General features: G+C 67.6%; 27 protein-coding genes and 1 tRNA gene. 20 read left to right on the plus strand and 8 right to left on the minus strand.

Going from position 1 to position 24,585, the window contains the following annotated elements:
• Nucleotides 1-11: 11 nt before the first annotated feature.
• The 10 genes from O3305_RS01345 (at nt 12) to O3305_RS01390 (ending at nt 6,684) form a co-directional block, all read left to right on the plus strand.
• Nucleotides 12-470, plus strand: a complete 459-nt coding sequence (locus O3305_RS01345) for a carboxymuconolactone decarboxylase family protein (protein WP_184167616.1) — start codon at nt 12-14, stop codon at nt 468-470.
• Nucleotides 467-1,327, plus strand: coding sequence for a sigma-70 family RNA polymerase sigma factor (locus O3305_RS01350; RefSeq protein ID WP_269574831.1), 861 nt, complete (start codon nt 467-469; stop codon nt 1,325-1,327). The genes O3305_RS01345 and O3305_RS01350 overlap by 4 nt, the downstream gene beginning before the upstream one ends.
• 49 nt (nt 1,328-1,376) lie before the next feature.
• On the plus strand, nt 1,377-1,814 hold the full coding sequence (locus tag O3305_RS01355; RefSeq protein WP_269574832.1) for a hypothetical protein: 438 nt from the start codon (nt 1,377-1,379) through the stop codon (nt 1,812-1,814).
• A gap of 85 nt (nt 1,815-1,899) precedes the next feature.
• Entirely contained in the window at nt 1,900-2,619 is a 720-nt protein-coding gene (gene ccmC, locus O3305_RS01360; protein ID WP_184167609.1) for a heme ABC transporter permease CcmC, read from the plus strand.
• The gene (locus tag O3305_RS01365) at nt 2,616-2,750 is read left to right on the plus strand and encodes a hypothetical protein (RefSeq protein ID WP_260396071.1); all 135 of its coding nucleotides are present in this window, start codon (nt 2,616-2,618) and stop codon (nt 2,748-2,750) included. The genes ccmC and O3305_RS01365 overlap by 4 nt, the downstream gene beginning before the upstream one ends.
• On the plus strand, nt 2,747-3,181 hold the full coding sequence (ccmE, locus tag O3305_RS01370) for a cytochrome c maturation protein CcmE (RefSeq protein ID WP_269574833.1): 435 nt from the start codon (nt 2,747-2,749) through the stop codon (nt 3,179-3,181). Before O3305_RS01365 ends, ccmE begins: the two co-directional genes overlap by 4 nt.
• Entirely contained in the window at nt 3,178-5,103 is a 1,926-nt protein-coding gene (locus O3305_RS01375) for a heme lyase CcmF/NrfE family subunit (protein WP_269574834.1), read from the plus strand. The genes ccmE and O3305_RS01375 overlap by 4 nt, the downstream gene beginning before the upstream one ends.
• Entirely contained in the window at nt 5,100-5,624 is a 525-nt protein-coding gene (locus tag O3305_RS01380; protein ID WP_269574835.1) for a DsbE family thiol:disulfide interchange protein, read from the plus strand. The genes O3305_RS01375 and O3305_RS01380 overlap by 4 nt, the downstream gene beginning before the upstream one ends.
• Nucleotides 5,621-6,028 carry a cytochrome c-type biogenesis protein gene (locus O3305_RS01385; protein WP_269574836.1) on the plus strand — a complete coding sequence of 136 codons (408 nt, stop codon included), beginning with the start codon at nt 5,621-5,623 and terminating at the stop codon, nt 6,026-6,028. The genes O3305_RS01380 and O3305_RS01385 overlap by 4 nt, the downstream gene beginning before the upstream one ends.
• Entirely contained in the window at nt 6,028-6,684 is a 657-nt protein-coding gene (locus O3305_RS01390) for a tetratricopeptide repeat protein (protein ID WP_269574837.1), read from the plus strand. The genes O3305_RS01385 and O3305_RS01390 overlap by 1 nt, the downstream gene beginning before the upstream one ends.
• 225 nt (nt 6,685-6,909) lie before the next feature.
• Here the strand turns inward: O3305_RS01390 and ald are convergent, their stop codons facing one another.
• Nucleotides 6,910-8,016: an alanine dehydrogenase gene (gene ald / locus O3305_RS01395; RefSeq protein ID WP_269574838.1), complete on the minus strand. Its 1,107-nt coding sequence runs from the start codon at nt 8,014-8,016 to the stop codon at nt 6,910-6,912.
• Nucleotides 8,017-8,153: 137 nt separating this feature from the next.
• On the opposite strand from ald, the gene O3305_RS01400 reads away from it, so the two are divergent.
• Nucleotides 8,154-8,621 carry an Lrp/AsnC family transcriptional regulator gene (locus tag O3305_RS01400; RefSeq protein WP_269574839.1) on the plus strand — a complete coding sequence of 156 codons (468 nt, stop codon included), beginning with the start codon at nt 8,154-8,156 and terminating at the stop codon, nt 8,619-8,621.
• A gap of 42 nt (nt 8,622-8,663) precedes the next feature.
• Here the strand turns inward: O3305_RS01400 and O3305_RS01405 are convergent, their stop codons facing one another.
• Complete coding sequence (locus O3305_RS01405; RefSeq protein ID WP_269576595.1) at nt 8,664-9,584, minus strand: LysR substrate-binding domain-containing protein; 921 nt, start codon at nt 9,582-9,584, stop codon at nt 8,664-8,666.
• A 105-nt stretch (nt 9,585-9,689) separates the two neighbouring features.
• On the opposite strand from O3305_RS01405, the gene O3305_RS01410 reads away from it, so the two are divergent.
• Nucleotides 9,690-9,893, plus strand: coding sequence for a hypothetical protein (locus tag O3305_RS01410; protein WP_269574840.1), 204 nt, complete (start codon nt 9,690-9,692; stop codon nt 9,891-9,893).
• A gap of 42 nt (nt 9,894-9,935) precedes the next feature.
• On the opposite strand, the gene O3305_RS01415 is transcribed toward O3305_RS01410, so the two are convergent.
• Together O3305_RS01415 and O3305_RS01420 are read right to left on the minus strand one after the other, a co-directional pair.
• Nucleotides 9,936-10,757 carry a hypothetical protein gene (locus tag O3305_RS01415; protein ID WP_269574841.1) on the minus strand — a complete coding sequence of 274 codons (822 nt, stop codon included), beginning with the start codon at nt 10,755-10,757 and terminating at the stop codon, nt 9,936-9,938.
• A gap of 102 nt (nt 10,758-10,859) precedes the next feature.
• On the minus strand, nt 10,860-11,342 hold the full coding sequence (locus tag O3305_RS01420) for a cupin domain-containing protein (protein WP_269574842.1): 483 nt from the start codon (nt 11,340-11,342) through the stop codon (nt 10,860-10,862).
• A 149-nt stretch (nt 11,343-11,491) separates the two neighbouring features.
• Here O3305_RS01420 and O3305_RS01425 point away from each other — a divergent pair, with 149 nt between their 5' ends.
• From O3305_RS01425 to trxB, 6 genes are all read left to right on the plus strand, one after another.
• The gene (locus O3305_RS01425; protein WP_269574843.1) at nt 11,492-13,831 is read left to right on the plus strand and encodes a glycoside hydrolase family 31 protein; all 2,340 of its coding nucleotides are present in this window, start codon (nt 11,492-11,494) and stop codon (nt 13,829-13,831) included.
• A gap of 180 nt (nt 13,832-14,011) precedes the next feature.
• Nucleotides 14,012-15,937 (plus strand): potassium transporter Kup, encoded by a 1,926-nt coding sequence (locus tag O3305_RS01430; RefSeq protein ID WP_269576596.1) that lies wholly within the window; start codon nt 14,012-14,014, stop codon nt 15,935-15,937.
• Nucleotides 15,934-16,446, plus strand: a complete 513-nt coding sequence (locus tag O3305_RS01435; RefSeq protein WP_269574844.1) for a 2'-5' RNA ligase family protein — start codon at nt 15,934-15,936, stop codon at nt 16,444-16,446. The genes O3305_RS01430 and O3305_RS01435 overlap by 4 nt, the downstream gene beginning before the upstream one ends.
• A 55-nt stretch (nt 16,447-16,501) precedes the next feature.
• Nucleotides 16,502-16,578 (plus strand) — tRNA-Met (locus O3305_RS01440).
• A gap of 311 nt (nt 16,579-16,889) precedes the next feature.
• A complete protein-coding gene (locus O3305_RS01445; RefSeq protein ID WP_269574845.1) occupies nt 16,890-18,278 on the plus strand; it encodes a tyrosinase family protein in 1,389 nt (462 codons plus the stop codon).
• Between the two features lie 125 nt (nt 18,279-18,403).
• On the plus strand, nt 18,404-19,378 hold the full coding sequence (gene trxB / locus O3305_RS01450) for a thioredoxin-disulfide reductase (RefSeq protein ID WP_269576597.1): 975 nt from the start codon (nt 18,404-18,406) through the stop codon (nt 19,376-19,378).
• Between the two features lies 1 nt (nt 19,379).
• Here the strand turns inward: trxB and O3305_RS01455 are convergent, their stop codons facing one another.
• The 3 genes from O3305_RS01455 to O3305_RS01465 are packed head-to-tail and all read right to left on the minus strand — an operon-like array spanning nt 19,380 to nt 21,102.
• Nucleotides 19,380-20,168 carry a hydrolase 1, exosortase A system-associated gene (locus O3305_RS01455; RefSeq protein ID WP_269574846.1) on the minus strand — a complete coding sequence of 263 codons (789 nt, stop codon included), beginning with the start codon at nt 20,166-20,168 and terminating at the stop codon, nt 19,380-19,382.
• Nucleotides 20,156-20,833, minus strand: a complete 678-nt coding sequence (locus tag O3305_RS01460; RefSeq protein ID WP_269574847.1) for a hypothetical protein — start codon at nt 20,831-20,833, stop codon at nt 20,156-20,158. The genes O3305_RS01455 and O3305_RS01460 overlap by 13 nt, the downstream gene beginning before the upstream one ends.
• The gene (locus O3305_RS01465) at nt 20,830-21,102 is read right to left on the minus strand and encodes an acyl carrier protein (protein ID WP_269574848.1); all 273 of its coding nucleotides are present in this window, start codon (nt 21,100-21,102) and stop codon (nt 20,830-20,832) included. The genes O3305_RS01460 and O3305_RS01465 overlap by 4 nt, the downstream gene beginning before the upstream one ends.
• A gap of 72 nt (nt 21,103-21,174) precedes the next feature.
• On the opposite strand from O3305_RS01465, the gene O3305_RS01470 reads away from it, so the two are divergent.
• Both O3305_RS01470 and O3305_RS01475 read left to right on the plus strand, forming a co-directional pair.
• The gene (locus tag O3305_RS01470) at nt 21,175-22,662 is read left to right on the plus strand and encodes an acyl-CoA ligase (AMP-forming), exosortase A system-associated (protein ID WP_269574849.1); all 1,488 of its coding nucleotides are present in this window, start codon (nt 21,175-21,177) and stop codon (nt 22,660-22,662) included.
• Nucleotides 22,663-22,801: 139 nt separating this feature from the next.
• Complete coding sequence (locus O3305_RS01475; protein ID WP_502958182.1) at nt 22,802-23,989, plus strand: pyridoxal-dependent decarboxylase, exosortase A system-associated; 1,188 nt, start codon at nt 22,802-22,804, stop codon at nt 23,987-23,989.
• 183 nt (nt 23,990-24,172) lie between these two features.
• On the opposite strand, the gene rnk is transcribed toward O3305_RS01475, so the two are convergent.
• Nucleotides 24,173-24,562 carry a nucleoside diphosphate kinase regulator gene (rnk, locus tag O3305_RS01480; protein ID WP_269574850.1) on the minus strand — a complete coding sequence of 130 codons (390 nt, stop codon included), beginning with the start codon at nt 24,560-24,562 and terminating at the stop codon, nt 24,173-24,175.
• Nucleotides 24,563-24,585 lie beyond the last annotated feature (23 nt).

The raw sequence follows: 24,585 nt of genomic DNA on the forward strand, positions 1-24,585 counted from the left end.
GGAGATGCAAGATGACTGGCCGCCTCGACCTCTTCACCGCCGCCCCCGCCGAGATGAAGGCGTGGTACGAAATGTCGCTCAAGATCGCGCCGAAGCTGGAGCACAGCCTGCTCGAACTGGTGAAGATCCGCGCCTCGCAGATCAACGGCTGCGCCAATTGCCTCAACATGCACACCGCCGATGCCCGCAAGGCCGGCGAGACCGAGCAGCGCATCTATCTGCTCAGCGCCTGGCACGAAGCGCCCTGCTACACCCCGCGCGAGCGCGCTGCGCTGGCATGGACGGACGCGATGACTCTGGTATCCACCGCACGGGCGCCCCAGGCGCTCTATGAGGAACTCGCCTTCGAGTTCACGCCGGAGGAACAGGTGCAGCTCACGCTCATGATCAACGTGATCAACGGCTGGAACCGCTTCGCGGTCGGCTTCGACCTGTTCTACGACGCCAAGCCGGCGGTGGCCGCGGCATGACCGGCGCGGACGCAGCGGCGAGCTTCGATCCGCTGCGTCCGCGGCTGGCGCGCATCGCCTATCGCATGCTCGGCTCGGTCGCGGACGCGGAGGACGTGGTGCAGGACGCGTTCCTGCGCTGGCTCGATACCGACCGCGACCAGGTCCGCGAGCCCGAGGCGTTCCTGCGCCGGGTGGTGACGCGGCTCTGCCTCGACCAGCTCAAATCGGCGCGCGTCCGGCGCGAGACCTATGTCGGCCCCTGGCTGCCCGAGCCGGTGGTCGAGGAGGAGGACGAGGTGGAGGACGTCACGCTTCCGCTGATGATGGCGCTCGAACGCCTGTCGCCGCTCGAACGCGCCGCCTTCCTGCTCCACGACGTGTTCGGGGTGAGCTTCGACGAAGTCGGCGAGACGATCGGCCGCGATCCCGCCGCCGCCCGCCAGCTCGCCAGCCGTGCCCGCAGCCATGTCCGCGCCGCCCGCCCGCGCTACGAGATGCCCAGGGAGAAGGGGCTGGAGATCGCGGCCGCCTTCTTCGCTGCCTCGCGCAGCGGCGACATGGGGGCGCTGCGTGGGCTGCTCGCCGGCGATGTCGCAACCTGGTCGGATGGCGGCGGCAAGGTCCATGCCGGCCTGCGCCCGATCCACGGTCTCGACGACAATATGAAGCTCTACACCTCGCTCGCGCGCTTCTTCGCCAAGGAGATGTCGCGGATCGTGCGTTACGGCATGATAAACGGCCTGCCGGGCTTCGTCTCGATCGAGCCGGGCGGGGTGCTCCAGACGACCGCCCTGGCGATCGAGGACGGCAGGATCACGGGCATCTACGTCACCCGCAATCCGGACAAGCTGGGGCACCTTGCTGCAGTGCATTAACTCTCGCCGTTATGAGGCTGGCAACGTCGGTTAATCCAAGGTTCCGCCCATGCGATCCGTGCTTCTGCTCCTCGCCGTATCGGCACTCTCCTCCTGCAACCAGACCAATGGCAAGGCGGCCGACGGGATTATCGGCCATCGCTGGGCGCGCGCCGCCGCCGATTGCGGGGATACCTATTTCCGTTTCTCGAAGGACATGATCGATTTCGTGCAGAACGGTCAGTCGGTGAACTCGCTGCCGGTGCGGCGTATCGTCAGCCAGGCCTCGGATCCGTCCACGGTGATGTTCGTGATCGAAGTCGACAGCGCGCTCGCCGCCCGGTCCGACGCGCCGAACGCCGCTTCCGACGTGGCGATGGCGTTCCGGATCGAGGGAGACAGCCTGCGCCTGGTCGGCCAGGGCGCGCCGGACAAGCTGCTGCCGGTCGAGCCCGGCATGGCGCGATTCCCGACCATGGCCCTGCGCCGCTGCCCCACATCATACTGATCGTGCGGGACGCCGGATCAGGGACTAACAGAACCTGACAACTCTCACGATGGACCGACGCCCGGATCCTCGCTAGTCGTTACGCGTGCCTGCGCTTCATGCCCTCGCCAATCCTGCGCGTTTCCTTCGAATCGCGCGCCCGCTCACGCCGATCCTGTTCTGGCTCGGCGTGGTGCTGGTGGCGTTCGGTTGCTGGGCCGGGCTGATGCTGACGCCGCCCGATGCGCTGCAGAAGGAAAGCGTGCGCATCCTCTATATCCATGTCCCCAGCGCCTGGTTGGGGATGGGCGGGTGGAGCGGGCTGGCGATCGCCTGCCTCAGCTATCTGATCTGGCGCCATCCGCTGGCCAGCGTGGCCGCCCGGGCAATCGCACCGGCGGGAGCGACCTTTGCGGCGCTCTGCCTGCTCACCGGGTCGATCTGGGGCCGCCCGACCTGGGGCACCTGGTGGGAGTGGGACGGGCGGTTGACGTCGATGCTGCTGCTGTTCTTCGTCTATATCGCCTGGATCGCGCTCGACCGGGCGGATGCCGACCGGTCCGGTGACGGACGGGTGCCGGCGCTATTCGGCGTGGCAGGCAGCGCGCTGCTGCCGATCGTCCATTATTCGGTGATCTGGTGGAACACGCTCCACCAGGGCGAGAGCGTGGTAACGGGCAAGATCGCGCCGTCGATGCTCTGGCCGCTTTTCTTCACGCTGGGGGGCTTCACCCTGTTCTTCGCCGGCGTCGTGCTGATGCGGATGCGGGCGATCCTGGCGAACCAGAAGGTCGAGGCGCGGTTGCGGCGGATGGCGGCGGCATGAACCATTGGCCGTTCATCACCGCGGCCTATCTCGTCGTGCTGCTCGGCACGGTGGGGCTGGCCGCGCTCAGCTATGCCGCGATGCGCCGGGCAGAGGCTGCGGCCAATTCGCTCAAGGGCAATCGCGAATGAAGGCCAAGCACCAGCGGCTCGTCCTTGCGCTGCTCGCGCTGGGTGCCATCCTCGGCGCCTCCGCGCTGGCGATGTCGGCGCTCAAGGACCAGGCGGCCTTCTTCTATGCGCCCGCTGATGTGAAGGGGAAACCGCTGCCGCTCGACAAGCATGTGCGCCTTGGCGGCATGGTCGAGAAGGGGTCGATCCAGCGCCAGGCGGATGGGGTCTCGATCCGCTTCGTGGTGACCGACGGGCAGGCCAAGGTGCCGGTGGCGTTCCGCGGGGTTACGCCGGACCTGTTCAAGGAAGGGTCGGGCGTGGTCGCCGAAGGCAGGTTCCAGCCCGATGGCAGCTTCATCGCCGACAACATCCTGGCGAAGCATGACGAGCGCTACATGCCGCCCCAGGCGGCGGGCAACATGCACGAGACGAAGTCGCTCGAGCAGTGATCGCCGAAGCCGGTCTTGCCGCCCTGTGGCTCGCGACGGGCTTTGCCCTGATGCAGGTGATGCTCGCCTGGGGCGCGGCACGAGGGGCCGCGCAGGGTACCGGCATCAAGGTGATGACTGCGCTGCGCCGTGTGGCGGTAGTCCAGGGTCTGCTGGCGCTGGTGGCGTTCGGCATGCTGATCGCGCTGTTCGTGGTGTCGGACATGTCGGTCGCGCTGGTCATCGAGAACAGCCACTCGATGAAGCCGCTGCTCTACAAGATCGCCGGAGCCTGGGGGAATCATGAAGGCTCGATGCTGCTCTGGGTCACCGTGCTCGCGGTGTCCGGGGCAGGGGTGGCGCTGTTCGAGAAGCGCCTGCCCCAGGGCACGCTGGCCGCGACCCTGGGCGCGCAGGCGGCGATCGCGATCGGTTTCTACGCCTTCCTGGCCTTCGCCTCCAACCCGTTCGTCCGCGTGGACCCGGCGCCGCTGGACGGGCAGGGGCTGAACCCGCTGCTGCAGGACCCCGGTCTCGCCTTCCATCCGCCGACCCTCTATCTCGGCTATGTCGGCCTCTCGGTCGCCTTCAGCTTCGCAGTCGGCGCGTTGCTGATGCGCGACGTCGGCCCGGCCTTTGCCCGGGCGATGCGGCCCTGGGTACTCGGCGCCTGGATCTTCCTGACCATCGGCATCACCGCCGGCAGCTATTGGGCCTATTACGAGCTCGGCTGGGGCGGCTGGTGGTTCTGGGATCCGGTCGAGAACGCCTCGCTGATGCCCTGGCTGGCGGCGACCGCGCTGCTCCATTCGGTGACCGTACTCGCCACCCGCGACGGGCTGCGCGCCTGGACGGTGATGCTGGCGGTCGTGGCCTTTTCCATGTCGATGATCGGCACCTTCCTGGTGCGTTCCGGAATTCTGATCAGCGTCCACGCCTTTGCCGTCGACCCGACCCGGGGCGGCTTCATCCTTGCGCTGCTCGGCATCTACATCGGTGGCGCGCTGGCGCTGTTCGGGGCGCGGATCGGCACGGTGAAGCAGGGCGCGACCTTCGAACTGGTCAGCCGCGAGGGCGCGCTGGTGCTCAACAATTTGCTGCTCTCGGTGATCCTCGGCGTCGTCTTCATCGGTACGCTCTATCCGCTGGTGGCGCAGGCTGCCGGGGTGCAGCTCTCGATCGGGGCGCCTTTCTTTGAAAAGGCAGCGGCGCCGGTTGGCCTGGCGCTCGTCGCTGCGACCGCTGCCGGGCCGCTGCTCAAGTGGCGGCGGGACCAGTGGAATACGCTGTTCGGCAAGCTGCTGGTGCCGGTAGGCGTCGGCGGGCTGGCCTTCGCACTCGTCTTTGCCCTGGGCGGGGCGCATTGGCTTCCTTCGCTTGCGCTGGGGCTGGCCGCGATGCTCGCCGTCGCCAGCGTCATCCCGCTGATCCGCCGCAACCTGCGCCGCACGCCGCTCCACATCTACGGCATGGTCGTCGCGCATTTCGGCATCGCGGTCAGCATTGCCGGCATGGCCGCGGACGGCGCCTTCAAGACTGAAAGGCTCGCGGCAATCGCGATCGGCCAGAACGTGACCGTCGGACCGTACCGGATCGAGCTGGTCAAGGTGCAGCCGGCAGTCGGCCCCAACTGGTCGGCGCTGGAAGCGCACCTCAAGGCGACCCGCACCGGCGCAGTACCGTTCGACCTGTTCCCGCAGCAGCGCTTCTTCGCCAACCCGACCACGACCACCAACGAAGCCGCGATCGCCACCGAGCTCGACGGCCAGCTCTACACCGTGATCGGCCCGGGCGACGGGCAGGGCCGCTGGCAGGTGCGGCTGTGGTGGAAGCCCTTCGTCACGCTGATCTGGGGCGGCGGTTTCCTGATCGCCCTGGGCGGGCTGCTCTCGCTGATCGGCCGCGTCCGTCGCGAGCGGCGCGATGCGGAGAATGACGCATGAGGCGGCTGCTGATCTGGGCGCCGCTGGCGCTGTTCGCGCTGGTCTTCGCGCTGGTCGCCAGTGGCCTGCTCAAGCCGGGCGACCGCACCATCCATTCGGCGATGGTCGGCAAGGCGGTGCCTGAACTGGCGCTCAAGCCCTTGCTGGCCGACCGGCCCGGCGTTGCCAGCGCCGAGCTGCGGGGCAAGCCGCGGCTGCTCAACGTCTTCGCCAGCTGGTGCATTCCCTGCATCGCCGAGGCGCCGCAGTTGCTCAAGCTCAGGCAGGCCGGGGTGGAGATCGATGCCATCGCCATCCGCGACACGCCCGAAGCGGTGCAGGCTTTCCTGGCGCGCAACGGCGATCCCTATGCCCGGATCGGGGATGATCCCACCGGCAAGGCGCAGATCGCGCTTGGCTCATCGGGGGTGCCCGAGACCTTCCTGATCGACGCGCAGGGCAGGATCATCGACCAGCATATCGGCGACATCCGCGCCGACGACATCCCGGCGATCCTCGCCAAGCTGGAGGCGGCGAAGTGAGGCGGGCCGCGCTTGCGCTCCTGCTGCTTGCGGCTGGACCTGCCGTGGCGGATTCCAATCTGCCGCCGGCCCGGCTTGCCTATACCCAGCTGCCCAATGCAGCGCAGGAGGCGCAGGCCAAGGCGCTGATGGAGACGCTGCGCTGCCTCGTCTGCCAGGGCCAGTCGATCGCCGACAGCGACGCCGAGATGGCCGGGGACATGCGTGCGCTGGTCCGCGAGCGGATCGCAAGGGGCGAGCAGCCGGCCGCGATCCGGAGCTATCTGATCCAGCGCTATGGCGACTATGTCACTTATGACCCGCCGTTCAGCTGGGTGACCGCGCCGCTGTGGATCACGCCGCTGGTGCTGCTGGTGATCGGGCTGCTGCTCGCGCGGCGGCTGTTCCGCAAGGGAGGTGCGTGATGGGCTGGCTGATGCTTGCCGCGGTCGCACTCCTGGCGGGCCTCGCGCTGGTGCTGCTGCGCTACCCGCGCAAGCTGTGGAGCGTGCCGGCGACCGCGATCATGCTCGGGGCCGCGGGCTATGCCTGGCAGGGGAGCCCCGGTCTCCCCGGCCATCCGATCGAGGCCGATGCCAAGCCGATCAAGGTCGACCAGGAACTGATCGACATGCGCGATGCGATGTTCGGCAAATACGGCACCTATGCCTGGAGCTACGCCAACCTGGCCGACGGCATGCTGCGCCAGGGCGACCGGCCGCGCTCGGTGATGGTGTGGCAGGGGGCGGTGCGTCAGGTGCCGAACGACGCCGCGCTGTGGACAGGCTTTGGCGGCGCGCTGTCGGAATATGACGGCAACCAGATGTCGCCGGCGGCGCAGTTCGCCTTCGACAAGGCGCTGGAACTGGCACCGCAGCATCCCGGACCGCCTTTCTTCTACGGCCTGGCGCTGGTCCGGGCGAACCGCTTTGCCGAGGCCAAGCCCTGGTGGGAGAAGGCGCTGGCGCTGACTCCGGAAAAGGCGAGCTACCGCCAGCAGATCGCGACGCGGCTGCTGATGCTCGACATGTTCCTGCAGGATGCTGCGCAGCGGCAGGGGCCGCAACCGGCCAGGCCCTGATTTCCTACGCTGCTGCGAAGGGCGACGCGCCAAAGTACACGAAGTACAGCCCAAGAGCGGGTTTTCGGGCCGGCAAATTTGACCTTCCTTACGGGAACGCGATCCATCCCGAACGATTGTTGCGCGCGGCTGATCCTATCTTTCCTACAAGGCAAAGAGCGGCCGGGACCCGGGTCCCGACCGCTCCAGCGAACCATGCGGAATCCTACGTTGCAAGCAGGCTGATCAGCCCGCCCATGCTTCGTAGGGGAGGTCGAGATCGTCGGCGACGGCCTTGAATGCGATCTTGCCCTTGTAGACATTGAGACCGTTGGCGAGGTGCTTGTCGGCCTTCATCGCGCCCTCGGCGCCGAGGTTCGCCAGCTTGAGCACGAACGGCAGCGTCGCGTTGTTGAGCGCGAAAGCCGAAGTGCGGGCGACCGCGCCCGGCATGTTGGCGACGCAATAGTGGATCACGCCATCGACTTCATAGACCGGGTTGTCATGCGTGGTGGCATGGCTGGTCTCGAAGCAGCCGCCCTGGTCGATCGCGATGTCTACCAGCACCGAGCCGCGCATCATCGTCTTGAGCATGTCGCGGGTGACGAGCTTGGGCGCAGCCGCACCCGGCACCAGCACCGCGCCGATCACGACCTGCGAGGTCTTCACCGCTTCGGCGATCGCGGCCTTGCTGGCATAGGCGGTCTTGATCTGGCTGCCGAAATGCATGTCGAGCTCGGCCAGGCGCTCGTTGTTGATGTCGTAGATGGTGACGTCGGCGCGCTGGCCGGTGGCCATCTGCGCGGCGTTGATGCCCGAGACGCCGCCGCCGAGGATCGCGACCTTGCACGGCGCCACGCCCGGCACGCCGCCGAGCAGCTCGCCGCGACCGCCCTGTTCTTTCTCGAGATAGTGCGAGGCGACCTGGACCGACATGCGGCCGGCGACTTCCGACATCGGCTTGAGCAGGGGCAGGGCGCCCGAGTTCGAGGTGACGGTCTCGTACGCGATGCAGGTCGCGCCCGACTTCATCAGGCCCTCGGCCTGCGGCTTGTCGGCGGCGAGGTGGAGATAGGTGAACAGCACATGGCGCGGCTCGAGCAGCGCGATCTCCTGCGCCTGCGGCTCCTTGACCTTCACGATCATGTCCGAGCCGGCGAAGACGGCGGCGGCATCCGGGGCGATCTTCGCGCCGACCTTGGTATAGGCCTCGTCGTCGAAATCGATGCCCATGCCGGCCTTGGTCTCGACCAGCACTTCGTGGCCGGCATGGACCAGCTCGGCGACCGAAGCCGGGGTCAGGCCGACACGATATTCGTGATTCTTGATTTCCTTGGGAACGCCGATGCGCATGGAAGCCTCTCCGTGAATTGGGTTGGCGCGCACGATATAGCATGGATCGCGGCAAATCCCTGCAAAGATGTGACAGTCGATGAGGGTTGGCGCATGAATTCCCTGTATCATGCGAGAAAACCGTCTATCCATGCAGGATGGACAGGATTGACGCAGCTATCCTCAAGTCGCTCGCCGCCGATGCGCGGGCGCCGGTGAGCGCTATCGCGGTGCAGGTGGGACTTTCACAGTCGGCCTGCACCCGCCGTATCCAGGCGCTGGAGGCCTCAGGGCACGTCCAAGGCTATGGCGCGCGACTCGGGCACCGGCGGCTGGGCTTCCGCATCACCGCGCTGGTCGACATCACGCTGGGGACGCAGGTGGAGGAAGACCTGGCGCGGTTCGAGGCGGCGGTGGCGCAGATCGACGGTGTGGTGGAGTGCGCGCTGGTCTCGGGCGGGCAGGATTATCGGCTCAAGATCCTGGCGCGTGACCTGGACGATTATGAGCGGCTCCACCGCGAGCATCTCGGACGGCTGCCCGGGGTGGTGACGATCAACTCGAGCTTCGTGCTGCGGGCGATCCCGACGCGGAGCGAGGCGGAGGCGCTGTTCGGCGGGCGATAAAGGCGGGTGATCGCCCGAAGAAGCGGTTCGGCGGAGAGACAGCTATGCCCCTTCGATCGCGCGCATTTCCTGGGCGGCGGCCATCGCGCGAAACGCCGGGACGAGCCAGTCGCGGAACCTGGCGATCTTGCGCGTATGCCTGCGGTTTTCGGCATAGACGAACCAGTAGGCGGTGCCTTCATCGGCTATGTCGGCGAAAGGACATACGAGGCGCCCGCTCGCGAGTTCCGGACGCCATAGCATCGGAGTCATCAGCGCGATTCCATGCCCCGCAAGCGCCGCCTGCCCCTCGGTCGCCTGGGAGTCCATGCGAATGCCGCCGCGCCCGGGCTCGTCCCCGATCTCCACGCCGGCACTTCGGAACCATATCGGCCACCACCGATCCTGCGGACTGATCCGCCGCATTTCCAGGGCTTTGCCTGCGTCCAGCGGCAGATCGCGCCCCTCGAGCAGTGCCGGACTGCACATCGGGGTGAAGTCGACCTTCGCCAGATGCTCGGATTTCAGCCCCGGCCAGTCGCCGCGGCCGGATCTTATGGCGACGTCGATGCGGGCTTCCGCGAGGTCGATCACCGTACCGCTGACTTCGAGCTCGATCTCGATATCCGGATGCGCGGCCTGGAAGGTGCCGATGTTCCCCGCCAGCCAGTTGTTCGCGAAACTCGCCGTCGTGGCGATGCGCAAGACCGTCTCGCTCTCGCCGGTGAGTTCATCGAACGCCATCTCGATCTCGTCGAAAGCGGTCGCCAGCCGTGCGGCGACGCGGGCCCCGCCCGCAGTCAGTTCGGCGCGTCTTCCCCGCCGGACGAAGAGCGGCTCGCCGACCCGCTCCTCCAGTATCTTGATCTGATAGCTGATCGCGGCCTGGGTCATCCCCAATTCGGAGGCGGCCGCCGTGAAGGTACCCCTTCGCGCGACCGCTTCGAATGCGCGAACTGCGGGAAGCGGGGGGAGCCGTCGCATGGTGCTTGATAAAGCCTGTTGATAAGGCGTGTCGATCCCTTTGTTGGACGCGGCAGCCGAAGATCCGCATCTCTTCCGGGCCAGCTTCAAGTCCGGAGGGCAGCCATGATCGATGAGATGTATGATCGCGCCTGGGGTGAACATCACCAGCGCTTCAGCCAGGATGTACACGCTCTGCTGCGAAAGGCCGGGCGCGCGTTGAAGAGCGTATTCGGGCGCCGGATGTCTTCGGGTGGCGAGCCGGATATTTCCGGTTCTGAACGAATCGCGCGCGAATGCGTGGAATCCGGCGCGACAGACATTGGCTGAGCCCTGGCGAAGACCGTCGCCTTCGCCAGGACCTGTACGCAATCACTTCACCGGGCGGCAATTCTCCAGCAGCAAGGCGTGGGAATTGGGGTTGAAATTGGCGTAGACGCCCGAGAGCTTGACCTTCTTGCCGGGCTTTTGCTGCAGCGCGAACACGGACTGGCCCTTTGCCAACCGGCAGAAGATGTCGGTCTTGAATGGCGCGGTGCCGGGCAGGCGGATCGCTTCGTTATAGGGCTCGGGGATGTCGTAGGTGACGACATAGGCGTCATCCAGCTTGTCGATCGACTTCACCGTGCCGCTGACGATGAAGGTCTTGTCCTTGTAGCGCAGCGGGATCGCAGCGGCGTTGCGCTGGGTATCCTTCGAGATCTGGTGCGAGATGGACAGCGCGTCCATTTCGAGCGGCGCCTTGTTGCCGGCTGCAGTCATGCCCGCGCCGGCGGCCGCGGTGCCGGCCTTGCCGGTCTTGAGCTGGTTGAGCATGCCGCACATCTCGGCCTTGGCGGGCTCGCTCGGGGCCGACATGCCGGCGCGCAGCTTCGCCTCCATCCGGACATTGCCGTCGGGCGTCGCGGTGATGGTGATTGGGAAGGCGCGGGCCTTGCCGGTCTGCGCCTGCTCGATCAGCATGCTGCCGTCCTCGGGCTCGACCGCCAGCACGTCATAGCCCTTGGCGACGACGATTCCGCGCATCTGGCCGATCGCGCTGGCGGGCGTCAGGCCCGGCAGCGTCACCGACGCGGCGAACTTCTGGCCGCTGATGAAGCTGCCACCCTTGGTGAAGGATTCCTCACAGGTGCCGGCATGGGCAAGAGCTGGAGCAAGCAGCGCAATCGGTGCGAAGAAACAGGACAAGCGCATTGTTTTCCCTCTTTGTTTTCCCGCCATGGTAAGCTGGCGAGGGCTGTATGGCCGCAAAGCGGGCTCGCGCCAACGCGCGATGCCTTAACCAGGGGGGGGCGGCTATTTCGCGCCGGGCAGCTTGATCCCGAGCAGCACCAGCCGCTCGCCGGTGATCCCGAACCAGTGCGGCACGCCGGCGGGGACGAGGATGACGTCGCCCGGGCCGAGCGTGCGGGTGGTGCCGCCTTCGATCCGGCTGCCGTCGACCAGGCCGGGGTTGCGGGTCGTCGGATCGGCGAGGGTGCCGCCCGAGACCAGGGTGCCGGCGCCTTCGAGCACGATCGCATATTCCGCCTCGGCCGGATGGACGGCGGGGCGGCCCGGCTTCTTCCAGATCTCGATCGCGGCCACGCGCGCGCCGTCGCGGACCAGCGGGCGCCACATGAAGCCCTGATCGGGCTTCATCTCGGCGAGCATCGCGCGGGTCTGGGCCTGCACGTCCGCGCCGCCGGCGAAGGCGGTGGGGTCGGTGGTCGTCTGGGCGGCGGCGATGCCAGGCGAACATGCGAGGGTGAGTGCGAGTGTCATGCCAAGGGTCTTCACCGCGTCTCTCCTCAAGCCGCTTTGTTTGCGCCAAGACATAAGAAGCGGGCCCCCGGGTCAAGCCCGGGGTGACGGCAAGGGCTACGACCTTAGCCGTGCTTGCGGCGGCGGACGTTTCGCGCAACGCCCTCGGCAGGGAGAGTCGAACGATGCGAATTGTCCGTGTGCTTGGCCTTTTGGCGACCGTGCTGGCGCCGTTTCCCGTTGCCGCCCAGTCGCTGGCGACGGTCGAGCGCAACGGCGCCTTCGTTGCCGTCGAACCCTATGCGCCGAACATCGTGCGGGTGACGATCTCGCTCGACCGGGGGCTGAGCGACGCGGCTCCCGGACATGGCATCTCGGGCAAGGTCGATGCGAAGGGCTGGACCCACAAAACGGACGGCTCTGGCGATGTGTTCGCCTCGCCTGCGCTGACGCTCACCGTCGATCCGCAACCCTGGCCCAAGGCGCCGAGCCAGATGGAGCGCTATTTCGTGCCGTCGCTGCCCCGGGTCTCGCTGTCGGTGCGCGCGGCGGACGGGCGGCTGCTCACCAAGATGAACGGTTGGGAGCTGGCGCCGCATACGGTCAACGGCGAGAAGACGTTCAAGGCGGGGGCGAGCTTCGCCGCGCCGCAGGACGAGCATTATTACGGGCTCGGCCAGAACCAGGAGAGCATAGGCCCGCTCGACCTGCGCGGGCGGACGATCGACTGCCGGCACTATTACGACGCGCCCGCGGGCGAGACGGTGTGCATCCCGTTCCTGGTGACCAACAAGGGCTATGCGGTGGTGTGGGACAATCCTTCCGCCACCATCGTCTCGCCCGGGCTGCATGGCAGCACCCACTGGCAGTCCGAAGTGGGCGAGCGGGTTTCCTTCTTCGTCATCATCGGCGCGACCACCGACGAGATCTATGCCGGCTATGCCCGGCTGACCGGCGACACGCCGCTGCCGCCCAAGGCGGCGTTCGGGCTGATCCAGAGCAAGGCGCGCTATGAGAGCCAGAAGGAGCTGCTGGGCGTGGCCGAGGGCTATCGCAGCCGCGGCTATCCGCTCGACGTGATGGTGCTCGACTGGTTCTACTGGACGCGGATGGGGCAGATCGACATCGATCGGAGCTTCTTCCCGGACCCCGTGGCGATGAACAAGCAGCTTCATGATGCGGGCATGCACAGCATCATCAGCGTGTGGCCGCGCTTCGAGCGGGAATCGCGCTATTTCAACATGCTGAGCGCCAGGGGCTGGCTGCTGAAGGACAAGGACGGCAACACGGTCGACGGATTGCCGGTGCGCGCGGACCGGGCGGGGGCGCTGCTCGACAGCACCAATCCGGAGGCGCGTACGTGGTTCTGGGAGAAGATCCGTGACAATATCGCGAGCCAGGGCTTCGACTGGTTCTGGCTCGACGAGACCGAACCCGACCTGGTGCCCGACGGCAATTTCTATTCGATCGGATCGGGTGACCGCTATCACAACCTCTATCCGCTGGTGCACACATCGAGCGTGGCGGAAGGGTCGGCGCGCGACCGGCCGGATTTCCGCAACCTGATCCTCGCCCGGGCCGCCTATCTCGGCACTCAGCATAGCGGGGCGATCTTCTGGTCGTCGGACGTGCAGGCGACCTGGGAAGCGCTGCGCCGCCAGGTGCCGGCGGGGCTGAACTTCACGGCGAGCGGCCATGCCTATTGGAGCAGCGATACCGGCGGCTGGCAGTGGCCGAACGGCCCGGCCGCCGAGCGCCCGGTGCTGCTCGATCCCGCCGGCGCCACGGCGATGGGGGCGGACTACAAGGACTATCCCGAGCTGTTCACCCGCTGGTTCGCATATAATGTCTTCACCCCGACGCTGCGCATCCACGGCCAGCGCCCGGCAACGGCGATCTGGGAATATGGCGCGGCGGCCGAGCCGGTGCTCGCGAAGTTCCTGCGCCTGCGATACGCGCTGATCCCCTATCTCTATTCGCTCGGATATCGGACGCATGAGACCGGCGCGCCGTTCATGCGCGGGCTGTTCATGGACTTCCCGGACGATCCCAATGTCGCGAACCTGGGTGACGAATATATGTTCGGCCCGGCCTTCCTAGTCGCGCCGGTGACCGAGCAGGGGGTGACCTCGCGCCGCGTGTACCTGCCGGCCGGCACCGACTGGTATGACTATTGGACCGACGAGAAGCATGCCGGCGGCCAGTGGGTGACCGCAGCGGCGCCGATCGATCGGATCCCGCTGTTCGTCCGCGCCGGATCGATCGTGCCGCTGGGCGCGCAGGTGCCGAACACCGCGGCGCGCCAGCCACTCGAGAGCATCCGCGTCTATCCGGGACGCGACGGGGCCTTCACTCTCTTCGACGATGATGGCGTGACCAACGCCTATCGCAAGGGCGCGGGGACCCGGACCGAGCTGCGCTGGAACGACCGGGAAGGGCGGCTCTCCGCATCGGGAAAGCTGCCGGGCGGACAGGATCTCCAGGCGCTGGTGCGACTCGCGGGTGCGTCCCCGGCGCCCAGGTGACCGGCCTATCTTTTCGCACGGGAACCAGCCGGCCCCCTTGCGCGTCGAGCCCTGCGTAACGACATTCGTTGATTGCCTTTGCTGCGCGTGCTAACGGCCCGCCCGCAATTAGAAGATCGAGAACGCAGGTCGCATGACCAGGTCCGTTTCCTTTCCGACGCGACACCCGCGCCCGTGAACATCCCGAAAGAAGGAGCCGACGAGTCGGCTCCGGCTCATTTCGACGCGCATGCTGCGCATGGCCACAGCCTCGACGGCACGTGGAAGCTGGCGATCGGCGCGATCGGTATCGTCTTCGGCGATATCGGCACCAGCCCGCTCTACGCCTTCCGCGAGACCTTCGCGGGGCACCACAAGCTCGACCTCGACACGCTGCACATCATGGGCGTCATCAGCCTAATGTTCTGGTCGATGATGGTCGTGGTGACGCTGAAATACGTCACGATCATCATGCGGGCGGACAACAAGGGTGAGGGCGGCAGCCTGGCGCTGCTCGCGCTGATCTCGCGCAGCAGCGGCAATGCCAAGCGCTGGACCCAGGGCATCGTGCTGCTCGGCGTGTTCGCCACCGCGCTCTTCTATGGCGACTCGATGATCACGCCGGCGGTGTCGGTGCTCTCCGCCGTCGAGGGCCTGTCGGTCGCCGCGCCCGCCTTCGCCAAGCTTGTGCTGCCGATCGCGGTGGTCATCCTGGTGCTGCTCTTCTCGATCCAGCGGACGGGCACGTCGCGGGTCGGCGCCTTTTTCGGCCCGATCATGCTGTTCTATTTCCTGACGATCGCGACGCTGGGCACGCTGAGCCTGGTGCAGACGCCGACGATCCTCAACGCGCTGCTGCCGCATCACGCGATGATGTTCTTCGCCGCCGATCCGTTCCGCGCCTTTCTCGCGCTCGGCTCGGTCGTGCTGGCGGTTACCGGTGCCGAGGCGCTCTATGCGGACATGGGCCATTTCGGGCGCAAGCCGATCCGCATCTCCTGGCTGTGGTTCGTGCTGCCGGCGCTGATCCTCAATTACATGGGGCAGGGCGCGCTGCTGATGCGCGACCCATCGGCGCTGCACAGCCCGTTCTATGAGCTGGCACCGGAAGTGCTGCAATTCCCGCTCGTCATCCTGGCGACGATGGCTGCCGTCATCGCCTCGCAGGCGGTGATCTCGGGTGCCTTCTCGGTGACCCAGCAGGCAATCCAGCTCGGCTTCGTGCCGCGCCTGCGCATCGAGCATACCAGCGCCTCGACCGCCGGGCAGATCTACATCCCGCTCATCAACTGGGCGCTGATGATCATGGTGATCCTGCTCGTCCTGACCTTCCAGACCTCGTCGAACCTCACGGCGGCCTATGGCATCGCGGTTACCGGCGCGATGCTGATCGACAACTGCCTGCTGGCGGTGGTGCTGTTCGGCCTGTGGAAGTGGAAGAAGCGCTATGCGATCCCGCTGCTCGCGGTGTTCTTCACCGTCGACCTGGCCTATTTCGCGGCGAACCTGACCAAGGTTCCCGATGGCGGCTGGTTCCCGCTGTTCATCGGCTTCGTGGTGTTCACCCTGCTGACCACCTGGTCGAAGGGCCGCCAGCTGATGATCAGCCGGCTGCGCGAGAGCGCGATGCCGATCAAGATCTTCATCACGTCAGCCGCAACCACCGCCACCCGCGTGCCGGGCACCGCGGTGTTCATGACCTCGACGCCCGAGGGCGTGCCGCACGCGCTGCTGCACAACCTCAAGCACAACAAGGTGCTGCACGACCGCGTCATCCTGCTGACGGTGAAGATCAAGGACGTGCCCTATGTCCCCGACGAGAATCGCATGATGCTCGAGGACCTGGGGCAGGGCTTCCACCGCATGATCCTGGCCTATGGCTTCATGCAGGAGGCGGATGTTCCGGCGGCGCTCAAGTCGGTCAACGCCTGTGGCGCCGAGTTCAAGATGATGGAGACCAGCTTCTTCCTCGCCCGCCAGACGCTGTTGCCCTCGGCCCGGCCGGGGATGATGATCTGGCGCGAGAAGCTGTTCGCCTGGATGCTGCGCAACGCCGAAAGCGCGATGGAGTTCTTCCGCCTGCCGACCAATCGCGTGGTCGAACTGGGCAGCCAGGTCGAGATTTGACCGAACGCGCGGCGCCGCTGATCGTCACGGCGCTGTTCGGGCGGCAGGACCAGGCTTGGTTCAACGCCTTGCGCCGCGAGCATTATCCGCCCGAGCGGAACGTGCTCGACGCGCACCTGACGCTGTTCCACCAGCTGCCGCCCTCGGTGGCGGACGAGCTCAAGCACCGGCTGTCGGTCGAGACGCGCGGGGTTCGCGCGCCGCGGGCGCGCGTGACCGGGTTGATGTCGCTGGGCGGGGGCGTGGCCTATCGGATCGAGGCGCCGGAGCTGGTGGCGATTCGCGAGGGGCTGGTCGATGCCTTTGCCGGGCTGCTGACCCCGCAGGATGCCGGGCGCTGGCGCCCGCATGTGACGATCCAGAACAAGGTCCGGCCGGTGCTGGCCAAGGCCGTGATGGCCGCATTGGCGCGGGATTTCGTGCCGCGCGAGGTGGAAATCTCCGGCCTGGCGAGCTGGCATTATCGTGGCGGGCCCTGGGAAGCACATTCCCGGCATATGTTCGCTTGACCTCGGGCGAAGCCGGACCTATTGGGCCCCCTCGCTTCGGCGACACCCTGTTTGGGGCGGAGTAGCTCAGTTGGTTAGAGCAGCGGAATCATAATCCGCGTGTCGGGGGTTCAAGTCCCTCCTCCGCTACCATCATTACCCCGGATCACCGTTGAATTCCCGCCAGGTGGAGCTGTCTGCGTCCGCCGTCGCGATGCGCCGCGTGGGCGGGCGCGTCGTGCTGAGGACCCGGCGCACCCGCCCGTCGCAGCGCGGAGGGGCAGGGCGCTGCGGGTGAGCCCGGCCGGGGGGATGTCCGGGCACCATGTTCTTGCTGATTCGCGCAGGTTTCGCGACCCCCGCACGGGCGCCGGTGGGCTCACCCTTTCGGGGAGGCTTGCGCCGACTCGCCTTTGGCGCGCCGGCGGGCATGATGGCGGCTCTGCGAATCGGGGGATCGGGGGATGCTGAGCCGGCGGGAGATCATCGGGCTGCTTGCGGCGGGCATCGCCGCGCCTGCCTTTGCCCTGGACGCACCCACGCAGCCGCGCCTGCCCTGGGCGGCATTCCGCCGTGGTCCCGACTATCCGCGGCTGGTGGAGGCCGTGCGGCGGATGAAGGCCAATCGCGACGAGAGCGATCCGGCGAGCTGGAGCTTCTGGCCGCTGGTCCACATGCACCACTGCCCGCACGGCAAGCCCTATTTCCTCGCCTGGCATCGTGGCTATCTCCACCTGTTCGAGGCGACGCTGCGCGAGGTCTCCGGCTCGCAGACCTTGCGGGTGCCCTATTGGGACTATTTCAGCGACCCGCGCCTGCCCGCGGAGTTCACCAGCGGCAATTCGGCGACCAACCCGTTGTTCGAGCCGCGTATCGGCGGCGAAGTGGGGCAGGCGCTGGGCTTTGCGGCCTTCGCGCCCGAACTGATCGGCTTCCAGCGTACCGCCGGTGCCGATTGCTTCGAGGCGCAGGTCGAGGCGTTCCACAACAAGGTCCACAACCTGGTCGGCGGGCGGATGGCGAGCATGCTCTCGCCTTCGGACATGATCTTCTGGGTGCACCACGCCAATGTCGACCGGCTGTGGAGCGGCTGGTCGGCGGCCGGGGAGGGGCGGACCATGCCCGCTGCGGGCGATGCCTATTGGGGTGGCCGCTTCGACTATGCCGATGGGATGGGGCTCGACCGGGCGGTGGCGATCGACGGAGCCGGGCTCGGCTATCGCTATCCCGATCTCAGGCTGCCGGTGCGCGAAGGCGCGGCCGGCGGGGCGATCCGATCGGGCGAGGTGCGGGTGCCGCGTCCGCCGGTGCCGGCGCGAGGGGCGCCAACCGCGGTGCCGGTGGAGGCCCCGCCGCCGGTCGCCGTGCCGCCGCCTCCCGCCGACGCTGCGCCCATGGCGATGGCGCCCCCGCCGGCCGCCGCCGCGCCTGCGCCGGTGCCCTATCGCGGCATCTGGCTGGGTAGTGCCCTCTACCAGCGCGAACCGCTGCGCCGGACGCGCGACGCTGCCTATGTCCCTGACGAAGTGACGATCGTGCTCGACCAGGTCTCGCTCAGTGGCGCCGGGCAGCTCGGCGGCTATTATTACGACCTGTACCTCGATCTCGACGGAGAGGGACGCACGTTGCCCGAATGCCTGCTCGGCTCGATCGGGCCTTTCCAGATCTCGGCGGCGCGGCATCACAGCGAGGACGGCATGGCGCGGATCGAGCTGCCGGTGGGCGAGGTGATCCGTCGTGAGGCGCAGGGGCTGGACCTGGCCGATCTCGGCGTCGTTTTTCGTCGGGTGGAGGTTGCCGGAGCCGCCGTGGGCGAGACCATCGCGATCGGATCGATAGAGGTGGCGGGCTAGCAACGCTTGGGCTACCCGAGCAAAAGCTGTTGTCCACAGCCATTGCTGGCCGTGTGACACCACCCATGTTGCCTCAAGCCTTTCCCAGCCCCTAGATGCGGGGCTCAGCCATTTCGGAAGCCATGATGACCGCCACCCATTCGACTCGCATGCTGATCCTCGGTTCCGGCCCCGCCGGCCTCACCGCCGCCATCTATGGCGCGCGTGCGGGCATGGCGCCGATCGTGGTCCAGGGCATCCAGCCCGGCGGCCAGCTGATGACCACCACCGATGTCGAGAATTATCCCGGATTCCGCGACGTGATCCAGGGCCCGTGGCTGATGCAGGAGATGCAGGCCCAGGCCGAGCATGTCGGCGCGCAGATGATGTGGGACACGATCGTCGAGGTCGATGTGACGCAGCGCCCGTTCCGCATGGTCGGCGACAGCGGCACCATCTATCTGGGCGACGTCCTCGTGATCGCCACCGGCGCCCAGGCAAAGTGGCTGGGCCTCGATTCGGAGCGGCTGCTCCAGGGCAAGGGCGTGAGCGCCTGCGCGACCTGCGACGGCTTCTTCTTCCGCGGCAAGAAGGTCGCGGTGATCGGCGGCGGCAACACCGCGGTGGAAGAGGCGCTTTACCTCACCAACCACAGCCATGACGTGACCGTGATCCACCGCCGCGATTCGTTCCGCGCCGAGAAGATCCTGCAGCAGCGCCTGTTCGCCAATGAGCGGATCAACGTGCTTTGGAACAAGAAGGTCGAGCGCTTCATCGGCGGCGGCGAGCCCGAGGGACTGGTCGCGATCGAGCTGAAGGACATGGAGACCGGCGAGCTGTCGACGATCGACGTCGATGGCGGCTTCGTCGCGATCGGCCACCACCCGGCGACCGAGCTGTTCCGTGGTCATATCGAGCTCGACGACGACGGGTACATCAAGGTCGAGACCGGCACGACCAAGACCAGCGTGCCCGGCGTGTTCGCCTGCGGCGACGTGATGGACAAGCATTACCGCCAGGCGGTCACCGCTGCCGGCACGGGTTGCATGGCTGCGCTCGACGCCGAGCGCTTCCTGGCCGAGGCGGACTTCGAGACCGTCGTCCAGCACGCGGCGGAGTAAGTTAGGCGAGGCGCTCCAGCACGCGCTGGAGCAGCCAGGCCTTGTCGGCGGCGCTGGCGAAACTGTGGCTGTCGCTGTCGAGCGTCTCCACCTTTGTCCGCGCGCGGGCGGCCTCGTAAGCGGCGCCCTTGAAGGCGTCGGCAAAGGCGATGGCGGTGTTGTCGCCCTTTGCGAGCAGGATCGTCACCGGCACCTGGGCCGTGCCCAGCGTCGCGGCGAGGCGCGCGGTCAGCCCGGCCGGCGCTTCGGATGGCTTCTGCGAGGCCTTGCGCAAGCCCTTGAGCAGCTTGGCAATGTTCACACCACCGCGCAGCAGGCGCAGCCATTCCCTCGGATCGCGCAGCTTGGCGGCATAGTGCGAGCGGATTGCGGCGGCGGGCGGCAGCGCGTCGGTCGGCTCGATCGCCCAGGGATTGGCGAGCAGCAGCGCGTCGATGCCTGCACCCGCATGGAAGAAGGCGAGGGCGGTGGCGGCGTCGCAATTGCCGAACGCCAGGATGCGCTCGGCGCCTGCCGTGCGCAGGGCGTGGGCGGCGGTGGCGATGTCCTCCGCGCTGCTTTCATAGCCGCCATTCTCGCCGGTCGAATCGCCGATGCCGCGGCGATCGAAGCGGAGCACCGGATGGCCTGCCTGGGCGACACGGGCAGCGAGCAGCGCCATGCCGCGATGCGCGCCGATCCGGATTTCGTTGCCGCCCGAGACGATCAGCAGCCCGGTTTTGCCCGGGGCCTCGTCGAGCGTGGCGGCGAGGGTTTCGCCGGCGCAGGGGAAGGAGATCAGCCTTCGCATGCGCGCACCCAGGCGGCGATATCGTCGGCAAGCAGCGCGGCGAGTGCGGGGTCGTTGTCCGGCTCGCTGCGGCGCCAGAGCGGTGCGCCGGGCACCTTGTGGTCGGCGGGCCGGGGATCGCTCTCGAGCCGTACCACGCGGCGCGGCGTGACCGATTCGGCGAAGGGCTGCTTGCCCTCGAGCTCCGCCAGCAGGTCGGCGGAGATCAGATTACCGGCGATCTCGACCCGGGCGGCGGACGCGGGCAAAGGGCTGCCATGGACGCGCTTGAGCTCGCGCAGGAGGTCGCTGCCGTCCTGCGGCGCCAGGTGCCAGCGACCCGAGGCAAGGGCATGGGCATCGAGCAGCGCGCCGCTGCGGACGCCGAGCGCATAGGCCGCGCGGCCCTCGTCCAGGATATGATCGACCACGCCGCCAAAGGCTTCCTGGATCCGCAGAAAACCAAGCGTTTCCAGTGCCATCAGGCTCTCGCCCTGGCCCGGCATGTCCGGCAGCGCGCCCGCCACCCCGCGCTCGGCGAGCAGGCGGAGGAGCGTGACCGTGAAGGTGCGGGTACGGTTGGCTTCCTCGAACAGCGGCAGCGCCGCGACCACGACCGGGCCGCTCGACGGACCGAAGCGAAGCATCGCCTCCTGTCCCCCGGCCCAGTCGTAGCGATCGATCATCCGAGCGCCTTGGCCGAGGCGAAGCGGGTTAGGGCGCCGAAGCTCTCGAGCATCTCGCCATCGACCTCGTCATCCTCGATCAGGATGCCGAGCCGGTCCTCCAGCTCGGTGAGCACGCCCGCCACCGCGAGCGAGTCGAGTTCGGGCAGCGCGCCGAACAACGGCGTGTCCGCACGGAATTCCGCGACCCTGTCGGCACTTAGGCCCAGTACGTCGCGCAGGACTGCGCGGACGGTGTCTTCGACTTGGAGCGACCCATCGGGCTGCAATGATCTTCCCCTGACCGGTTTTTCGCCCCCGTAAGGCTTGGCGCGGGCGCTGCCAAGTATAAGGGTGGATAGGTGATCGCCCTCGACTCGCTTCCCCGGCCGCTCGACACCCTGCCATCGCGGGGCAAACCCGATGCAATTGCCCTGGAAGACAAAGCCGGGACAATGACTTACGCCGAGCTGGAGGCGGCCGTCGGGCAGATGGCCGCGGCCCTGCGCGATTTGGGGCTGGAGCCCGGCGACCGGGTGGCGACCTGGCTGCCCAAGACGCGGGCCGCCTGCCTGATGCCGCTGGCGGCGGTGAGGGCGGGGCTGGTGCACGTGCCGGTCAACCCGGTGCTCAAGCGCGCCCAGGTGGCGCATATCCTGGCCGATTCGGGGGCGCGGGCGCTGGTCAGCCAGACCATACGCCTCCAGGCACTCGAAGTGGGCGATGTTGGCGACCAGTGCCGGGTTGTCGAAGACACTTCGCTCACCTCGAACCGGACGCTTCCAGCCTCGGATGTGGACACGGACGCCCTTGCCGCGATCCTCTACACCTCGGGATCGACCGGAAAGCCCAAGGGCGTGATGCTGAGCCACGCCAATTTATGGTTGGGTGCCATCAGCGTAGCGCATTATCTTGAGATCGCGCCCGACGACCGGGTTCTCGGCGTGCTGCCGCTAAGTTTCGATTACGGACAGAACCAGTTGCTGTCGACCTGGGCGGCGGGCGCCCGCATCGTACCGCTCGACTACCTGACCGCACGCGACGTCATCAAGGCGGTCGAGCGGTTCGACATCACCACGCTCGCCGGCGTGCCGCCGCTCTGGGTGCAGTTGCTCGAAGCCGAGTGGCCGGTTGAGACTGCGTCTAAACTCAAGCGCCTAACCAATTCGGGTGGTGCGCTTACCCCCAGGATGATCCGCGACCTGCGGACGCGTTTCCCTCAGGCCGACCTCTATCCGATGTACGGGCTGACCGAGGCGTTCCGATCGACCTATCTCGATCCCGCGCTGGTGGACAGCCATCCGGACGCGATCGGCAAGGCGATCCCGTTCGCCGAAGTGCTGGTGGTGGGACCGGACGGGGCGCCGGCCGAGCAGGGCGAGCTGGTTCATGCCGGCCCGCTGGTCGCCCAGGGCTATTGGCAGGACCCGGAACGCACCGCCCAGCGCTTCAGACCAGCCCCTTCATACGCCGAAAGTGGCGGCATGGCCGTTTGGTCCGGCGACACGGTGCGCCTGGGCGCCGACGGACTGCTGCGCTTCGTCGGGCGCGATGACGAGATGATCAAGTCCGCCGGCAACCGGATCAGCCCGACCGAGATCGAGGAAGCCGTGCTCTCCGGCGGGGAGACCGGGGAGGCGGCGGCGTTCGGCGTGGCGGACGAACGGCTGGGCCAGGCGATCGTGGTGATCGCACGCGGCGACGGCAGCGCGGAAGAGGCGCTGCGCAACCGGCTTCGGCGCGACCTGCCGAGCTTCATGCAGCCCGCGCGCTTCGATTGGCGTATGGAACTGCCCAGAAACGCCAACGGCAAGCTGGACCGGACGGCGCTGCGGGCGAGTTTGGGGTAGCGCTCCATTCCTTACACGCTTCAGCCGTCATCCCCGCGGAGGCGGGGATCTATTGCCGCTGAGTGTAATGAGACTCATTCGGGTAGCCAGAATGGATCCCCGCCTTCGCGGGGATGACGAAGGCGTGTAGGGGAAGGGTATGACCATCACAGCCAAACCTTTCGGCCCGATCCCGCCCGAATTCGCGGAGCTGCGCCAGCTTCCGTGGCTGGATGTGTCCACTCCTGCCTATGTCTATGACTTCGCGGTAATCGAGGCCCGGATCGCGCTGTTGCGGGCGGCGCTGCCCGCGAAGGTGGGCGTGCATTATGCGATCAAGGCCAACCCGTTCCCGGCGCTGCTCGAGCGGATCGCGCCGCTGGTCGACGGGATGGACGTGGCCTCTGCGGGCGAGATGGGGCGGGCGCTCGACGTCATGGCGGCGAACCACATCAGCTTCGCCGGGCCGGGCAAGCGCGATGCGGAGCTGGAAGCGGCGATCCGCGCCGGGGTGACGGTCAACCTGGAGTCGATCGCCGAGGGGCAGCGTGCCCTGGGGATCGGCAAGGCGCTGGGCGTGACGCCGCGACTGGCGGTGCGGGTGAACCCCGATTTCGAGCTGCGCGGCTCGGGCATGAAGATGGGCGGGCGGGCATCCCCCTTTGGAATCGAAAGCGCGCACGTGCCCGAACTGGTGCGGCAGCTGCGCGGAGAGGGCGCCGAGTGGCGCGGGCTGCACATCTTCGCCGGATCGCAGTCACTCGATACCGAAGCGATCATCGCGACCCAGGCGGCGACGATCGACCTCGCCGCGCGGCTGGCCGACGAGATCGGCGCGGTGCCGCCCCTGGTCAATCTCGGCGGCGGTTTCGGCATCCCCTATTTCCCAGGCGATACGCCGGTGGACGTCGGCGCGATCGGCGCGGCGCTGGCGGGCGCGGTCGGTCGGCTCGACAGCGAATATGCGATCGAGCTCGGTCGGTGGCTGGTCGGCGAGGCGGGCGTGTACCTTGCCCGTGTGGTCGACCGGAAGGAGAGCCAGGGCGAGACGTTCCTGGTCGTCGAGGGCGGGCTCAACCACCATCTCGCCGCGACCGGCAATTTCGGCACGGTGGTAAGGCGCAACTACCCGATCGCGGTGGCGCAACGGATGCAGGACCCGGCGGAGGAAGTGGTGACGGTGGTGGGGCCGCTCTGCACCCCGCTCGACCGGCTGGCGGACCGCGTGGCGCTGCCGCGCGCCGAAGTGGGGGACATGATCGCGGTGTTCGCGTCAGGGGCCTATGGCGCAACGGCGAGCCCGAGCGCGTTCCTGGGCCATCCGGCGGCGGGGGAGATGCTGGTCTGAGGCAATCCGGCCTGCGGCCGGAATTGCAGTTCCCCGGCGAAAGCCGGGGCCCCGGGTCACAAGCGACACGGCAGAGAAACCCTGGGCCCCGGCTTTCGCCGGGGAACCGATGGGTGAATGGGCCGGCCTTTGGGTGTCCCGATATTCGTCTATCCCCTGCCACCAGGGGGAAGGGCAGGATTTTCAGGCCTGTTGCACCCCCAGCACCGTGAGATAGCGGTCGGGCCAGAGGATCGACTGGCCGGTGCGCAGGCCGATCAGGGCGGCACCGACAGGGGTGAGGATCGAGATCCGGCCCTGGGCGATGTCCGCATCCGGCGGATAGACCAGGGTGACGGTGCGGGGCTTGCCGTTGCTGTCGTCGACGAACTCCACCGTGGCGCCCATCGTCACCGTGTCGGGCGAGATGGCGGCGGCGCTGTGCAGGCGGGCGCGCTCGGTTTCGCGCAGCAGCAGCGCACTGACCGCCGGGAAGCGGCGGGCGACGCTGAGCGCCAGGCCGGCGAGGCGCTCGGCTTCGGAATCGATCATGTCGATCGGCGGCCGGCTGGCCGCCTTGCGGGTCTTGCTCATGTTCTGGAACTCCCAGGCAAAGG

It is taken from the genome of Sphingomonas sp. NIBR02145, from assembly GCF_027359115.1.
GTDB classification, from domain to species: domain Bacteria; phylum Pseudomonadota; class Alphaproteobacteria; order Sphingomonadales; family Sphingomonadaceae; genus Sphingomonas; species Sphingomonas kyeonggiensis_A.

Bases quoted from the DNA above. Each gene is read 5' to 3' on its own strand.
- O3305_RS01365 (WP_260396071.1), top strand. From the start codon at position 2,616: ATGAACCATTGGCCGTTCATCACCGCGGCCTATCTCGTCGTGCTGCTC.
- O3305_RS01400 (WP_269574839.1), top strand. From the start codon at position 8,154: ATGGACAGGATTGACGCAGCTATCCTCAAGTCGCTCGCCGCCGATGCG.
- O3305_RS01345 (WP_184167616.1), top strand. From the start codon at position 12: ATGACTGGCCGCCTCGACCTCTTCACCGCCGCCCCCGCCGAGATGAAG.
- O3305_RS01380 (WP_269574835.1), top strand. From the start codon at position 5,100: ATGAGGCGGCTGCTGATCTGGGCGCCGCTGGCGCTGTTCGCGCTGGTC.
- O3305_RS01355 (WP_269574832.1), top strand. From the start codon at position 1,377: ATGCGATCCGTGCTTCTGCTCCTCGCCGTATCGGCACTCTCCTCCTGC.
- O3305_RS01460 (WP_269574847.1), bottom strand. From the start codon at position 20,833: ATGATCGATCGCTACGACTGGGCCGGGGGACAGGAGGCGATGCTTCGC.
- ald (WP_269574838.1), bottom strand. From the start codon at position 8,016: ATGCGCATCGGCGTTCCCAAGGAAATCAAGAATCACGAATATCGTGTC.
- O3305_RS01475 (WP_502958182.1), top strand. From the start codon at position 22,802: ATGACCATCACAGCCAAACCTTTCGGCCCGATCCCGCCCGAATTCGCG.
- O3305_RS01415 (WP_269574841.1), bottom strand. From the start codon at position 10,757: ATGCGCTTGTCCTGTTTCTTCGCACCGATTGCGCTGCTTGCTCCAGCT.
- O3305_RS01425 (WP_269574843.1), top strand. From the start codon at position 11,492: ATGCGAATTGTCCGTGTGCTTGGCCTTTTGGCGACCGTGCTGGCGCCG.
- ccmE (WP_269574833.1), top strand. From the start codon at position 2,747: ATGAAGGCCAAGCACCAGCGGCTCGTCCTTGCGCTGCTCGCGCTGGGT.
- rnk (WP_269574850.1), bottom strand. From the start codon at position 24,562: ATGAGCAAGACCCGCAAGGCGGCCAGCCGGCCGCCGATCGACATGATC.
- O3305_RS01445 (WP_269574845.1), top strand. From the start codon at position 16,890: ATGCTGAGCCGGCGGGAGATCATCGGGCTGCTTGCGGCGGGCATCGCC.
- O3305_RS01350 (WP_269574831.1), top strand. From the start codon at position 467: ATGACCGGCGCGGACGCAGCGGCGAGCTTCGATCCGCTGCGTCCGCGG.
- O3305_RS01405 (WP_269576595.1), bottom strand. From the start codon at position 9,584: ATGCGACGGCTCCCCCCGCTTCCCGCAGTTCGCGCATTCGAAGCGGTC.
- O3305_RS01390 (WP_269574837.1), top strand. From the start codon at position 6,028: ATGGGCTGGCTGATGCTTGCCGCGGTCGCACTCCTGGCGGGCCTCGCG.
- trxB (WP_269576597.1), top strand. From the start codon at position 18,404: ATGACCGCCACCCATTCGACTCGCATGCTGATCCTCGGTTCCGGCCCC.
- O3305_RS01455 (WP_269574846.1), bottom strand. From the start codon at position 20,168: ATGCGAAGGCTGATCTCCTTCCCCTGCGCCGGCGAAACCCTCGCCGCC.
- O3305_RS01410 (WP_269574840.1), top strand. From the start codon at position 9,690: ATGATCGATGAGATGTATGATCGCGCCTGGGGTGAACATCACCAGCGC.